Here is a 14,324-nt window from a genome sequence, read left to right on the forward strand (position 1 = left end):
GTTTTGGATTTTCAATCAACCATCACAAAATAATTAAACTCTTGTGGGGTGGGCATCTTGCCCGCCCCAAATATGCAATTTAACTGCGTAAAAGTTTATTTCAACTTTTGAAACCAGACTCCTGTTTCATCAATAGTATGCAGAGAAAATGACTCGCCTTTCATTTTCTCAAAATCGTGTACTGCTTGCTTGCAGCCCTCCCAGTGCCCGTAATCATCAACTTGAATCAAACCGTTAGCAATCACACTGTCATAAAGCGTATTAAAGATATCCATTGTGGACTCATACCAATCGCCATCAGCGTGCAGAAACGCAATACTTCCTATTGCTGACTTGTATTTGGGTAAAGTCTCGGCAAATAATCCCTTAACTGGTACCACAAGATCTTTAACTTGCAGTAATTCACAGATTTTATTTAAATTTTCACTAATTGCAGCTTTGAGAGTTCCTTCGCCAAAATCGGTGAGATTTGCAGGTATTCCCTGATGTTTATCAATCTCAGTAGGTGCGGGCATTCCTTCAAACGTATCAAAAGCATACAGCACTCTCGGACGGCGGCTGTAATGTTTGATTACAAATGCCATTAACGCTGCTGAACCGCCTTTGCAAGTTCCGCATTCAACAAAATTTCCAGGCAAATCTTCCACGCATATTTGCTTGACCAAACAATAGAGAGAAAATAATCTAGATTCGCTCAGCAACGTATAGGGGCGCACAATTGACAAGATATTTTTAAAGTTTGCAGGAGAAGTTTGCATTGACGATGTGCTGCTTTGAATAATTGTCTGGTAATTAGGCTGTTGTAGGGTTGGCAACTCTTTGCTCAATGAAATACCGCTGACTGCATAACCCTGCAAATGTGCTGGTAACTGCCAAGAAATATTCGGATCTGGTTGATGTTTTACAGGCGCGACATTGCCCCGCCAAGCAGCCCCCATAATTTGCATTGTTTGATATATTACCGTTTGCCATCCCCTTTGTTTCAAATAATCCAAACCTTTCGCCACAGCAGGAGCAGCTAAATCGTGAAATAAGATTATTGCATCTTTTTCAGCCAATTTTTCGCACGCAATCGCATCATTTAACGGGCCTTCACCTTCGTGTTCTCCGTCAATAAAAATTAACGACCATTTGCGGTTAAATTGATTGGCTAATTCCTCTACTCTTTGGGGGCTGTAACCGGGTACTAGCGTCACGGAAGTTTGCACGCCAGACGCATTGAGAGCGCCTTGAATTGAATCGATCGCGCTTTGTCTGATATTCTCGGTTTCTAACAGCGGATCGACGACATCTAACTCAACTCCGGCGAGGGCTAAGTGACAAGCAGACCATCCCAGCCAACAGCCGATTTCTAAGGCTTTTTTGCCTGCAAATTGCAGGGCTGTATTGTAAAGGATGTGTGCTTCGTCGCGGCTGAGAAATCCCACTGAACTAGCACGGCGATCGACATACCAATTGTGCGGAATTTCTCGGCGCAGGTAAGGCCACGGACAAGTATTGGTGTCGCCAACAATCATGTTGGGAAAGTACGCATCTGGGAGGATAATTTTCAATCCGGGCGACACGTAATCTCCGGCAGGTAACAAAGTATTGTTTGTGATTTCAGATGGTGGTTGTACTGTTTTTAATTGTGGAGATACTGGGCGTTGGATTGGTTGGTAGCGGAGACTAATTTCGATTTGATTCCCGTCGGTTGTTGCTAATTTTACTAAGTCGTGCTTGTGACCGGTGATGTGCAGAATGCCGATCGCCCCGTGCGGCAAATACGGCTCCACAAAACAGGCTTGCTGCTTGTCCCAGACGGGCAAACCAAAGTTGCAGCTCCAGTTACAGCTAGCGGGCAGCATCTCCGTGCGATCGAACATTTCAGTGCCGTAAACCAACCGATTTAAAGCTATTTGGTCAGTCATCAAAGAAACGTGCCGCTGCAACGCCTCTTGCAGATATGCCGCCCAAAGTTCCCAGTGCGGCGCGTCTTTGTGCAGCGCGAAAACACCTGCATTTAGAGTTGGGTAGCTGTGCAACTGTTTTGCCAATTCGTCACCAAAAGCCGCTTGATAATCGCGGTAAACAAATTCCCAGTACCAAGGCAATTTGCCGTAAGCTAAATAATAGCCTCTGTCCAATTCTGGGACAACTGCCAAACCCCGTTTTTGCGCGCCTCTAACTAATAGTTCCACAGCTTCCCAATCTTGCACCCAAGCATCGGCATCTATCCACAGGTAGATGTCAAAATTGGGAAAGTATCTGCGTAGAAACGGACGCGCCAAAAGTCCTTTGAGATAGTCAGGGGCTTCATTTTTACCTGGAAAGTCAAAGTCCCAATCGGGTTTTTGAATGAGATTAACTTGTGTTTTCAGCCATTGCAACTGTTCGGGAGTGCAGCCGAGATCGAAAAAGCCGATCGCCACATTTTCACTCTCTGATTTTTCCCGCACCGATAAAATAGTGCCTCGCACCAGTTCAAAGTAATTTGCATCGGAAGCCGTAATGATGATAATCTGCATAAGAAGGAAGAAGGAAGAAGGAAGAAGGAAGAAGGAAGAAAGAAAAATGTTTATACAGCATAAAGTATACTATTGAGGATGACTTATGAAAAACCCAACAGGAAAAGTTTATCTAGTCGGTGCGGGGCCCGGAGATTGTAACTTGATGACAGTGCGATCGCAAAAACTGCTCTCCCAAGCCGAAGTCTTAATCTACGACGCACTCATCGACATCCCGCAACTCGAATTAATCCCAGCAACCTGTCGGAAAATAGAAGTTGGAAAACGCGGCGGTAAACCTTCCGCCCAGCAACAAGAAATCAACCGTTTGCTGGTAGAACATTGCCAACTAGGTAAACAAGTTGTGCGGCTAAAAAGCGGCGATCCATTTATTTTTGGTCGGTCGAGTTCGGAAATTCAAGCATTAATTACAGCAGGCTGCGAATTTGAAGTGATACCCGGAATCTCGTCGGCATTAGCCGCACCTTTACTAGCAGGAATTCCCCTGACAGATCCGGTGATGAGCCGCTGTTTTGCGGTGATGAGCGCCCACGAACCAGATGCGCTGGAATGGGAAGCTTTAGTGCGGATAGAAACTTTGGTAATCTTGATGGGAGGGCGCAATTTAAGCGATATAATTTGGCAACTGCAAAAACACGGCAGATCGCCCGAAACACCGATCGCCATTATCCGAGATTGTGGCCGCCCCCAACAGCAAATTTGGCTCGGCACTCTCTCCAACATTGTACAGCAAACAGCAGGTGAATCTCTATCGCCTTGCGTGATCGTAATTGGGGAAGTAGTCAGATTGCGCGAATATTTAATCCAGTCTGAAAGCACAAACATCAGCAATACACCAGCCACTGTTAACCACAGCCAGCCCCTAGCCGGAAAAACGATTTTAGTCACCCGTGCCGCTTCCCAGTCTAGTGAATTTAGCGATCGACTCCAGCAACTCGGTGCCCGCGCGATCGAAATGCCAGCGTTGGTAATTGGCCCGCCTTCGAGTTGGGAACTGTTGGATAGCGCGATCGCACAATTGTCAAGCTTTCACTGGTTAATTCTCACTTCCCACAACGCCGTAGACTGTTTTTTTCAACGCTTACAAGCCAAAGGCAAAGACGCCCGCAGCTTATTTGGCATTAAAATCGCAGTAGTCGGCAAAAAAACAGCAGAAAGTTTGCGATCGCACTCGATACAACCAGACTTTATCCCCCCCAACTTTGTCGCCGATTCCCTAGTCGAAAACTTCCCCGACAACTTGCAAAACTGCAAAATCCTATTTCCCAGAGTAGAAAGCGGCGGGAGAGAAGTTTTAGTCAAAGAATTCACCGCCAAAGGAGCGCAAGTAATCGAAGTACCAGCCTATCAATCTTGCTGTCCCGAAACTATCGATCCGATCGCCCTAACAGCACTCCAAAATCAAGCCATCGATATCATAACTTTTGCCAGTTCCAAAACTGTGCATAACTTTTGCCACCTGATAGAAAAAACTCCAGAATTCTCCTTGTCTGAGGATTGGCTAGAAAGCGTTTGTATCGCCTCCATCGGCCCGGAAACCTCCAAAAGCTGCCAAAATTTATTGGGCAAATTAGACGTAGAAGCCACAGAATACACCTTAGATGGGTTGACTGAGGCGATCGTCCAATGGGCAACAAAACATCAAACTTTGTAATCTAACTTTACTCTACTCTTCAGTCTGCGGAGGCAGACTACCCTTCGGGAAGGCTAAGGCCTACGTTTGTGTAGACGCGGTTGAAACCGCCGAGTTTTATCTTAGCGGTTTCAACCGCCGAATTTTACGGGTAGCCCTTGATCATCTGCTCTGTAAGTTGTAAAATGGTTGTAAAATAACGAGGAGGAAACATGACCGCAAAAGACCAACTTCTCCAAGAAATTGACCAAGTACCAGAACCTCTGTTGAAAGAAGTGCTTGAGTTTGTACTAGCCCTCAAAGCAAAAAATCCTGAAAAATCCGATAAAAGTGATGTTTGGAACGCTTATCTAGCATCTAAAAAAGAACGAGAGGAGGTTTATCGTCGCCTTGCAAACTCCTAAATTTATCTCCATAGATGAAGTGCTAGAACTTCATGAAGACCAAATTTATAGCTTTGGCGGCACTTCCGGTGTTAGAGACGAAGGCTTGTTGGAGTCAGCTTTGGCTCAACCTCAAGCAACTTTTGGCGGTCAACTTTTGCATCCAACAATTAGCGAACAAGCTGCCGCCTATCTCTATCACCTAGCGATGAATCATCCATTTATTGATGGCAACAAAAGAACTGCTTTTGCGGTGGCAGATACCTTTTTGCGTTTAAATGGCTGCACTCTTAATTTCACGGACGATCGAGCTTATGATTTAGTCATGCAAGTCGCACAAGGGACAATTACTAAGGAAGAATTAAGTACCGAGTTCGAGTCATGTATTGTTGAGTTTTAATAAGTTGGCAAATCTACTTTGAGAGCAGGAAGGTGCGCACACCCTATAACTGAGTATTGACATAGGGAATCGCGGAACAAAAAAGCGAGTAAAATTATCAGTAAATAACAAAGCCGATCGCCTTTACGTCAAATTACCAATACCATGAATATAAATTTTTCTCGTTTCGACACCTTAAGCACCTTGCTAGCAGGAACCACCGCAGCCTTAACCATAGTCATCAGCCAGCCTGCGATCGCCAAAACACCCCAAGAAGTCGCCAGCATTGCCGGGCCGCTGACAGTACAAATTAATAGTTCCCTAGGAGACGGTTCTGGCGTAATTATTGCCAAAAATGGCAAAACTTACACAGTTTTAACAGTCAATCACGTTGTAGAAAAGGCAGACGTGAAATATACCGTTCGCACGTCGATCGGCAAAAACTATCAAGCCACCGCAGTCACCCGCTTGCAAACAACCACCACAGACCCCGATTTAGCAGTAGTCAAATTTGAAAGTCCCGAAGAATATCCCGTCGCGACGATCGCAGATTCCGATCTAGCCGTCATCGGCACTCAAATCTTCGTTTACGGCTATCCCGCTACCGGCGGACTTTTCGGCGCCGAACGAGAACCCGAACTGTCTCCCGGACTCGTTACCAGCCGCCCGCGCAACCGCCCGGAAGGTTACACTCTGCGGTATCAAGCCGTAACTTGGAGCGGTATGAGCGGCGGGCCAGTTTTTGACTCCGAAGGCCGAGTCATCGGTTTACACGGACAAGGGGAATTCGGTTTCGCTCAAACCAGTTCCGGCGAAGTCGCCCCGATTAAAACTGGATTTAATGCAGCAGTTCCCATTAATACTTTTATCGCCAAGTTAGTGGCGGCGGGAATCAACAAATCCGAGTTGAAAGTAGATAATACTCCCGCAACCATCGGCCCGGTATCCACCGCCAATCCGCAAGACGCCCAAGCCTATTATTTTCGAGGACTTTCGCGGTTAGATCGAGGAGATGCTTGGGAGGCGATCGCCGATTTCAACAAAGCACTCGCTTTCAAGCCCAAGAACACCCCAGAATTGCATTTCAATATCGGCAACGCCCGCACGCTGATCGCCGTAATTTCCGACCCCACCCGCGGTTCTACTGCTATTCAAGCATACACGCAGGCGATCGCAGCCAATCCCGGTTTTGCCGACGCCCACTACAACCGAGCCTTAGCTTACCTGGCCGCAGAAGACAAACCGAAAGCAATTGCCGACTTTCAAAAAGCAGCAGAACTTTACAAGCAAGGCGGCAGAACCAGTGCGTATCAAGACGCGCTCAACAGAATCAAACAATTGCAGTAGAATTAGAAGTTAAGAAATGGACTCACTTGAAACCGGGTTTTTTACAAAAATACTGCATCAAAAGCTTTAATCCATGTAAAAAAACCCGGTTTCTTTAGTCTCTGTACATAAATCGCGATTTGGTTAAAAAAAACAGCAGGTAAAACAATGACTGCTATCACCTTAAACCTCAATTCCATTATTAAAATAACTTCCGAACAGTTCTACCAACTGTGCGAAGAACACCCAGAATTGAAACTAGAACGCAACGCCAACGGAGAATTAATCGTCATGCCGCCAACCGGAGGAGAAACTGGGAAACGAAACTTAACAGCAGGCGCTCAACTCTGGATATGGAACGAGCAAACCGAACTCGGCGAAGCCTTTGATTCCTCCACAGGGTTTACTCTGCCCAGTAAAGCCGATCGCTCTCCTGATGCGTCTTGGGTAGAGAAATCCCGGTGGGAAGCTTTGACACCCGAACAAAGAGACAAATTTATCCCCTTATGTCCTGATTTTGTAATCGAGTTTCTTTCTCCGAGTGACAGCCTGAAAAAGACTCAGGAAAAAATGCAAGAATATATGGATAATGGCTGCCGTTTGGGTTGGCTGATTAACCGCAAAAAACGGGAAGTAGAAATTTATCGCCCCGGTCAAGAAGTGGAAGTTTTACAATCTCCGCCAACCCTTTCTGGGGAAAATGTTTTGCCAGGATTTGTGCTTAATTTGCAAAAAATTTGGAATTAATTAATTAAAATTATGGTTCAAACAATTCAAGCTAAAAATGTCACATTAGCAGAATTAAAAACACTTTTTGACCTGCAACTTGTCACAGACGACCAATTTTTTCGAGAATGGCAAGACGAGTTGCCAGAAATCAGCGACTTTCAAAAACGACAGCTAGATCAGATCAAAGCGGGTTACTTCAACTTGCTAGAGTATCCGCCGATGCTGGAAAAAACCATCAGTTTGTCGATCGTCTCTCCACTGTTATTTGCCGGCGAGTTTTACCTGCATCCTTTCTACATTAAACCGGAAAAATCTGTCGAAATTTCCGAAGAAGACGAAGGGGTAATCATCAAAGGTAGCATCGACACTTTAGTTTTGAAAGACCAGTTTTGGCTGATGGTAATCGAATCAAAACGAGTTTCATTTTCCATCGAAGCTGGGCTGGCGCAAATCTTAGCTTATATGCTGGCAAATCCCAATCGCGACAAACCCAGCTACGGCATGATTGCTACAGGTGGCAGTTTCATCTTTGTCAAATTAGTGCCAGGAGAATCACCGCGATATACTACATCTGATTTATTTGGAATTAGCAATCGCACCAATAATTTATATGACGTGCTCCGCATCCTCAAACGCTTGAGTCAAATAGCAGCTAGCAATTAGTGAAATTGCTTTGTAGTGAGGACTTTAGTCTTTGTTTTTCTGATGGCTAAAGTCCTTACTATCGAACAGATTGGTTCGTAGTGAGGACTTCAGTCCTTGTTTTTCTGATGGCTAAAGTCCTTACTACGAAACGTTTTGATTGCGGGTAATTAAGGGGACATAATATTACACACCCGATCAGGCCCCTGTGCCAAGCATTGCAGGTAAATCGATTTCTTTGACGCAAGTTGCACGCGATAAGGACAACACGCAGTCGATAATACAAAGTAGGTCAGCGAGTGGAATTGCATGACCGCCCAGCATTCCTTCCGCTTCCAGATCCCCCAGTACCTCCGGCGTTCCCACATTGCCCGGATTAATTACGGTGACACCTATTTGTTGCGATCGCAATTCCTCCCGCAGCGCGTGAACCACTCCTCGCAATCCAAACTTGGATGCTGAATTTGCAACCTCGCGGGCAGGGAAATTATCGCGCCCCGACAAAGCGCCCATAAACACTATTTTCGGATTGTCCGATCGCCTGAGTGCAGGCAACAGCCCCTTAACCAGTCGAATTGGTGCAATCAAGTTCACAGCAATGACTCGTGCAATATCTTCATCCGAACAGTTTTCAAAACAATATTGGTTGGTAAAAGCATTAGTTTCCCAAGTACCTCCCACGTACAGCAAGGCGTCGAGTACATCGCTGTTAATTGCCTGCACTGCTGTCTCAACACCAGTCAAATCTGACAAGTCAGCACTTATCCATTCGCCAATTGGTGAAGGCGTGCGGGATACGGCTAGCAAACGGCGAGACTTCGGCGCGAGGTGCTGGGCAACCGCCAGCCCAATTCCGCGACTTGCTCCTGCGACAAGAATGGTGTGGAACATTTTCTAAATTTTTAGTGTATAGTTCGATCTGGTATACTAGCGAATCAAGGGATTTTTGTTTTGTGCGATCGCACATATCGTTTTCTCGATGCGGCTCAATCTCGTCTCTGGGCGCTTACAACTTTGAATCCACAACAGGATATTTTTTTTAGTTGTTTTGTTGAATGCTGCAAAGTTTCTGTTTGCAGCATCGTCCGTTTCTAAAGCTTGTTTTAAGTCCGCTGGAATCACTAATGCTTCAATCAAATCTAAGCTTGTCCATGAGCCATCTTGTTTGGCTGCTATAATTTTTTCTAACCCAGCTTCCGTCATCTTCCCTTCGGCGATTAATTCTGCGATATATTGCTTGTTCAATTTTGACCAGACGCTTTTTGGTTTTCGAGGCGTGAAGATTTGTTGGTAACTCTCTGCATCCAAGGATTTGACTTTGCTGTCAATCCAACCAAAGCAAAGTGCTTCTTTGACTGCTTCGCTGTATCGCACGCTTGGTATGCCACTTTTGACTTTGTAGTAAACCAGCCAAACTCCGATCGCCTTTCCAGAGTTTTGATCCAACCATTGCCTCCAGCAAGCGCGATCGCTAGCATAAACTATATCGAGTTGGTCTTCAAATTTCGGCATAACAGCAAAGAGATTTAACCAAAACTATATTACCAAGATTACCAAGGCGAACCGATCATCGTAAAAGCAGCCCAATAATAAGGATGCGACAAATTGCGATCGCCCCTGGCGGCCAACTCCGACGGCAAAGGCAGAGCTTGATTGTTGCCCGATCGCACCAAATAACCATCCTGCAAGCGCACTTCCCCCCGCAGCATCGCCAACTGCGCTTGGCGCAAGGCTTCAGCCTTAATCGGTGCGGTGCGTAACTGCTGGTAAAACTCAGTCATCAGCCCCAAAGTACCAGCATCTGACACATACCACAAACTCGCCAAAGCCGATTTTACCCCAGCGTGCACCGCCAACCCCGCAAACCCCAACTCAGCTTGTTCGTCACCCACAGCCGTAGTACACGCACTCAAAACCAACAACTCCACCTGCGGATTAGATAACTTCAACTGATCCAACTGATTTAACCGCAACTTAGTATCCCAAAACTGAATGTAAGAATTCTCCGCCCCACCAGGCTGAAAATCGCCGTGAGTAGCTAAGTGAATAATTTTGTATTGCGGTTGATTGCGCTTATCCTTCAAATTTGCCAGAGTAAAAGCTTCGTTGAGAAAAGACGAACCAGGCCAAATCTTGCCCACAATTGTCGATATTTCCAGCGGCACCGCAGGCAGAGGATTTTGATCGTATTTTTCGGGAAATTTCGACGCACCCATCGCCAAAACTTCCGAAGTTTTAACATCGGCATAGCGAGTATCAGTCAAACTCAAACTGGGAATCAGCCCCAAACTGTACTTTTCCACCAAAAACTGTTTGCCGTCAAACAGAGCAGCCAAAGGCAAAGTTCGCAAACCGGCATCCATCGAAAACACCAAGGTATCAATCTTGTTAGCCTCCAATTCCGGTTGCAGCGGTGCAATTAACCACTGGTAAAGTTCCTCGGCAGGTTCCTTGTAATCAGTAGCATTCAATCTTCTGGGAGTTCGGATAGCATTCGTAAATTCTTTAGCAACTTGCAGCACAGTCTCGCGACTTGCCGACACAGTTTTAAAAACATTTTTGCCATCTGGCAATAACAGCACAAGTTCTAAATGGTTCTCTTTTGCCCACACATAAACAATCGCGGGTTTAACTCCCGTCAAGCTATTGACGCTGCTGAGAGTATCTCGAATACTTTGCTGCGTGATTGACTTTTGACCGAGATTGCCGCCAAAGTAACGTTCAAATTCTCGGCCCTGAACTCTATCCCTTTGCTGCACTGCGTCGATCGGACTGATTTGCCCGATCGCACTCGATCGAGCAATCTCAGGAAACCTCAAACTTCCTACACTTTCTGCATTTCCACCACTCGCGGGCTTCTGTGCCGTAGTCGCGCCGCCGTTTTCTGTCCCCGCAGGCGCAGCCCGATTGTCTTTTAACACCGACGGCGACAGCAGTACCGACCCGGCCGCAGTCTCACTCGACCGCACCTCAACAGGCGTAGCAGTCCCTCCTGGAGATACATTTGCGGTATCGATCTTGGGCTCAGACACTGCGGGAGTCTGAGTGACAATTTGTGGAGAATTGCCTGTCGTTTTTAGTACCACCGTCGCAGTTGGTGCTGGACTCGGCACGCTCAGCAGTTGCCCGGTAGTAGTTGGGGTAGCAGGGTTAGACTTCGAGTTTCCCGTCGCCACAGTCGTCGTCGCCGTGCAATTTCCCGACGCGCAAGTGCTTTGTAACAGAGTCAGCGAACCCGATCGCACCAGCCCGTCTGTAGAAATGCTAACGCTGGAGGCACGATCGGCAGTCGTTCCCGTTCCCGCAGCCAGAAACGCTCCCCCAGCATCGATTGCCACATCGCCGCCCGTATTGCCGCGAGCTTTAATCGAAACAACTTCAACATCTTTCTGGCCGGTAATCTTGCTCGATCCGGCCTTTCCCGACTCCGAACCCGAATTAATCACCCCTGTCACGATCCGCCCCGGCGCTGCGATCGAGATATCTCCGCCGCGAATGGCACCGAAAGCATTGACATTGCCCGCTGCTACCGCACCGGCGCTGCGGATGTTGATATCACCCGCTGCCCCGGAAGCCGATCGAGATGAAACAACACCAGTCGTCACGTTACCCTGACTGCTAGTGATGTTAATCCCCGCATTCGAGGTAATGTCTCCGACGTTAACAGTACCGCCCATCAGAGCGATCGAGGCGTTATCAATGCCGACGATCGCACCCGTGCCCACGATCGCACCAGTACCATTGGGCGATCGCAGCGTCGTCGGATCTTGAAATGTCACCGCCGCCACTGGCGTTGAATTTGGCGTTGAATTTGGCGTTGAATTTGGCGCTGTTGTTGACCCAGCAATACTTATCAGCCCGCTGCCATCAGCACGCCCGATCGCTACGGAAGCAAACCCGTTCCGCAGCGAATTCAATTTCGCCGCAGTCAAGTCCAAAGCCCCGGTATCAGCAGCACCGGCAATAGTAATATTTTGAGCCGGATCTGCCGGTTGCAGCACCAGATTGCCGTTGCTGGCGATCGAATTATTGCCGCCCGTCAAGTCAATTTCATTGCCCGTCAGAGTAATATTTCCCCCTGTTTGCGAGCCGCCAGCTTCGATCGCCCCGGCAGTAACTCCGCCGCGGCCAGTCAGCGTCACGTTGCCCGCGCGATCGCCTTTCGTGTCGATCTGCCCTGCATTCACCGTGCCCTCTGCGGTAACACTAACATCCCCCGCCGAGCGCGGCACTTGGGAAGAATTGAGAGAAGTGCTAATCCTGGGGGCTGTTCCAGTGCGTAGCTGACCGGTGGTGACATTGCCCGTTTTGCTATTGATGCGAATTCCTTGATTGTTGGTAGTGATATTTCCAGTGCCAATATTACCGTCAGCTTTCAGAGTAATTGAGGCATTATCGAACCCTCTGAGGGAACTTCTGGTAGTAATTGTTCCCAAACCCGCCGGCGATTGAATAATTAGCGGGTCATAAAATGTAAAATCGTTAGCAATCAAAATCGCACCGCTACCGTTGCTGCTGCCGATCGTAATTCCAGCAAACCCATTTTGCAAACTTCCGAGTTCGTTTGCCGTCAGATTCAAATAAATATTAGTGCCGACATCTGCTGAACCGCCGATCGCAATATTTTGACCAGGGTTCCAAGGTTGCAGTACCAAAAAGCCAGTACCGCTGACCGAATTTTTGTCACCTGTCAAGTTAATTTCATTACCAGTCAAAGTAATATTTCCCGAACCGCCTGCGACGAAGCTCACTCCCAGAACACTTCGAGCCGTCAGAGTTACATTTCCCGTCGATTTAGAGCCACTAGCATCAACTTTCTCTGCCGTGACGTTCAAGCCTTCGAGCAGAATATTTCCGCTGCTACCGGTGTTCGGATTGGATGCAGAAATATTATTCGCAACCGTTGTTCCCGGACTAATCAAACTAATATTTCCGCCGTTGCTCGACAAATTGCCCGCCGTAATTTGGTTGCCCGAAATGGCGATCGCACCACCCTGAGTGCTAATTGTATCTCTAGCATTCATCGAAAAAACACCCGCACCATTGCGATCGGCATCTGCTCTCAATGTCACCGAACCAGTAGTTGCTCGAAAGCTCAAATTATTGTCTGCCAAATCAGCAATTTTAATATCGTTGAGCGCTTCCAGAACCACATTTGCCGTCGCCGACATACTTTCCAAAGCTAAGGCCGAAATTGTCAGCGAAGGATCGGAATTGTTTTGCTGTCCTGCTGGAGTTCCGGCTGCCAAAATATTACTGTTAGCAATAATTGCCGCATCGCCCGCCGCTTCAGCCGAATCTGTAATTAAAATATTCTCCGGATCTAACAGCAAAGTCCCCAAACCGTTTGTCCCGGAGGTATCAACAGTCCCGTTAAAAATCAATCTTTGCTTCCCCGAAACTTCCACAAACCCGCCAACACCGCTGCTGGGAGTTGCAGAAACGCCCGTCGCGCTGATGCTGCCCAAAAATGCTGTTGTGTTGTCCGCCCAGACAAAAACTCTGCCGCCGTTGCCTGATTGAGTGGCGTTGGCTGCGATCGAACTTTTGCCATCCACATAAGTCATCGCCGCATTCGGCACAGTTCCCTCGCCGCGGTAATCTCCCCCGATCCGCACCGTGCCGCCGCCACCTGGCCCGGAAGCATCAATCTTCGCTGCCAACAGCCCTACCTTGTCCCCCAACACGTTGATGTTTCCTCCCGCGCCCGATCGGGCAGACACATCCGCAGCACCCGATACCAGCGCAGTTCCAGCACCTGCGGCCACAGTTTGACCGCCCGTCAGTACAACTTCACCTTGAGCGTTCGTAGTTATACCAGTAGCGTGAGCCACGCCAGGGCCAGACAGCAGCCTGGGCAAACTTAGCCCAGAAAAGGGCAAAGCTTCCGAACCGGGAACCGTGGCTACCGGAGAAACTTCTAAACTCAGCAACAGCCCATTTTGACTCAACCGCACCAGATTTTCGCCCGGAACCGCCGCCACCGTAATTTGACCCCCAGGCGCTGAAAGTTGCCCCGTACTGATGACCGTACCACCCACCAAAGTCAAACTCTGCCCGGTTCCCACAGCCAAGTCACCAGCATTGACAATACTCCCCGACTGCGAACCAAAAGCAAAAGTGTTAGGTGTGCCGACGAGTGCCGCGTAGTTGTTCGCCCCCGTACCGTTAAACCAGCCACTGTCAAAACCGATACCGCTAGCAGTGGTAGCCAAAAAAGACCCCGACACGTCGAGTCGGGCATTTGTGCCGAAAATAATCCCTGCGGGGTTCATCAGGTACAAGTTAGAATTGCCACCGCTAACTTGAATTAGACCGTTAATTAAGGAAGCATCGCCGCCGACAACGCGGCCGAGGATATTTTTAATGTTTGGGTTGGAGATAAAATTGGCAGTTTCGCCAGAATTTAGACCGAATCGAGTAAAACTGTGAAACAGATTTGCTCCGTCTCCCGAGGGTGTGCCGCCTTTAATGTCGTAGTGAGGGGGCGACCCTGTACCCGGGGCGGTGACGGTGGTTCTGGTGCCGTCTGGGGCTGGAACAATCGGCCCGGCCGCGGCAATTTGAGATTGGGGATAAATTGCCACAATCACCCATCCGCTGCTATTTTCTTTGAAGAAAACCAGGTTGGGTAAAAAATCTAATATCAAAAATCCGGCAAGGGGAATTGCTGCCAGAATCGATCGCACAGCACGTTGAGCATTCATAAGTTTGCCTCGATCTAG

At 47.9% G+C, this 14,324-nt stretch carries 10 protein-coding genes; 6 read left to right on the forward strand and 4 right to left on the reverse strand.

From position 1 onward, the window contains the following. Nucleotides 1-95 precede the first annotated feature (95 nt). Nucleotides 96-2,507, reverse strand: a complete 2,412-nt coding sequence (locus tag QUB68_RS22985; RefSeq protein WP_332996777.1) for a class I SAM-dependent methyltransferase — start codon at nucleotides 2,505-2,507, stop codon at nucleotides 96-98. A gap of 85 nt (nucleotides 2,508-2,592) precedes the next feature. On the opposite strand from QUB68_RS22985, the gene cobA reads away from it, so the two are divergent. From cobA to QUB68_RS23015, 6 genes are all read left to right on the forward strand, one after another. Further along, nucleotides 2,593-4,161: a uroporphyrinogen-III C-methyltransferase gene (gene cobA / locus QUB68_RS22990; RefSeq protein WP_332996779.1), complete on the forward strand. Its 1,569-nt coding sequence runs from the start codon at nucleotides 2,593-2,595 to the stop codon at nucleotides 4,159-4,161. 191 nt (nucleotides 4,162-4,352) lie between these two features. Further along, nucleotides 4,353-4,544: a DUF2281 domain-containing protein gene (locus tag QUB68_RS22995; protein ID WP_332996780.1), complete on the forward strand. Its 192-nt coding sequence runs from the start codon at nucleotides 4,353-4,355 to the stop codon at nucleotides 4,542-4,544. Beyond that, nucleotides 4,531-4,923, forward strand: coding sequence for a type II toxin-antitoxin system death-on-curing family toxin (locus QUB68_RS23000; protein ID WP_332996782.1), 393 nt, complete (start codon nucleotides 4,531-4,533; stop codon nucleotides 4,921-4,923). Before QUB68_RS22995 ends, QUB68_RS23000 begins: the two co-directional genes overlap by 14 nt. A gap of 144 nt (nucleotides 4,924-5,067) precedes the next feature. Further along, nucleotides 5,068-6,249, forward strand: a complete 1,182-nt coding sequence (locus QUB68_RS23005) for a tetratricopeptide repeat-containing serine protease family protein (RefSeq protein ID WP_332996783.1) — start codon at nucleotides 5,068-5,070, stop codon at nucleotides 6,247-6,249. 147 nt (nucleotides 6,250-6,396) lie between these two features. After that, on the forward strand, nucleotides 6,397-6,975 hold the full coding sequence (locus QUB68_RS23010) for a Uma2 family endonuclease (RefSeq protein ID WP_332996786.1): 579 nt from the start codon (nucleotides 6,397-6,399) through the stop codon (nucleotides 6,973-6,975). A 12-nt stretch (nucleotides 6,976-6,987) separates the two neighbouring features. Then, entirely contained in the window at nucleotides 6,988-7,620 is a 633-nt protein-coding gene (locus tag QUB68_RS23015; protein ID WP_332996788.1) for a restriction endonuclease subunit R, read from the forward strand. Between the two features lie 177 nt (nucleotides 7,621-7,797). Here QUB68_RS23015 and QUB68_RS23020 read toward each other — a convergent pair whose 3' ends face one another. From QUB68_RS23020 to QUB68_RS23030, 3 genes are read right to left on the reverse strand one after another with little or no spacing between them, the layout of a single operon-like run. Continuing rightward, entirely contained in the window at nucleotides 7,798-8,490 is a 693-nt protein-coding gene (locus QUB68_RS23020; RefSeq protein WP_332996790.1) for an SDR family NAD(P)-dependent oxidoreductase, read from the reverse strand. Nucleotides 8,491-8,526: 36 nt separating this feature from the next. Next, complete coding sequence (locus QUB68_RS23025; RefSeq protein ID WP_332996792.1) at nucleotides 8,527-9,111, reverse strand: YdeI/OmpD-associated family protein; 585 nt, start codon at nucleotides 9,109-9,111, stop codon at nucleotides 8,527-8,529. 38 nt (nucleotides 9,112-9,149) lie between these two features. Then, nucleotides 9,150-14,306: a CHAT domain-containing protein gene (locus QUB68_RS23030; protein ID WP_332996794.1), complete on the reverse strand. Its 5,157-nt coding sequence runs from the start codon at nucleotides 14,304-14,306 to the stop codon at nucleotides 9,150-9,152. Between the last annotated feature and the right edge of the window lie 18 nt (nucleotides 14,307-14,324).

Source organism: Microcoleus sp. A006_D1 (assembly GCF_036702805.1).
GTDB lineage: Bacteria > Cyanobacteriota > Cyanobacteriia > Cyanobacteriales > Microcoleaceae > Microcoleus.

Bases quoted from the DNA above. Each gene is read 5' to 3' on its own strand.
- QUB68_RS22985 (WP_332996777.1), bottom strand. From the start codon at position 2,507: ATGCAGATTATCATCATTACGGCTTCCGATGCAAATTACTTTGAACTG.
- cobA (WP_332996779.1), top strand. From the start codon at position 2,593: ATGAAAAACCCAACAGGAAAAGTTTATCTAGTCGGTGCGGGGCCCGGA.
- QUB68_RS22995 (WP_332996780.1), top strand. From the start codon at position 4,353: ATGACCGCAAAAGACCAACTTCTCCAAGAAATTGACCAAGTACCAGAA.
- QUB68_RS23005 (WP_332996783.1), top strand. From the start codon at position 5,068: ATGAATATAAATTTTTCTCGTTTCGACACCTTAAGCACCTTGCTAGCA.
- QUB68_RS23010 (WP_332996786.1), top strand. From the start codon at position 6,397: ATGACTGCTATCACCTTAAACCTCAATTCCATTATTAAAATAACTTCC.
- QUB68_RS23015 (WP_332996788.1), top strand. From the start codon at position 6,988: ATGGTTCAAACAATTCAAGCTAAAAATGTCACATTAGCAGAATTAAAA.
- QUB68_RS23020 (WP_332996790.1), bottom strand. From the start codon at position 8,490: ATGTTCCACACCATTCTTGTCGCAGGAGCAAGTCGCGGAATTGGGCTG.
- QUB68_RS23025 (WP_332996792.1), bottom strand. From the start codon at position 9,111: ATGCCGAAATTTGAAGACCAACTCGATATAGTTTATGCTAGCGATCGC.
- QUB68_RS23030 (WP_332996794.1), bottom strand. From the start codon at position 14,306: ATGAATGCTCAACGTGCTGTGCGATCGATTCTGGCAGCAATTCCCCTT.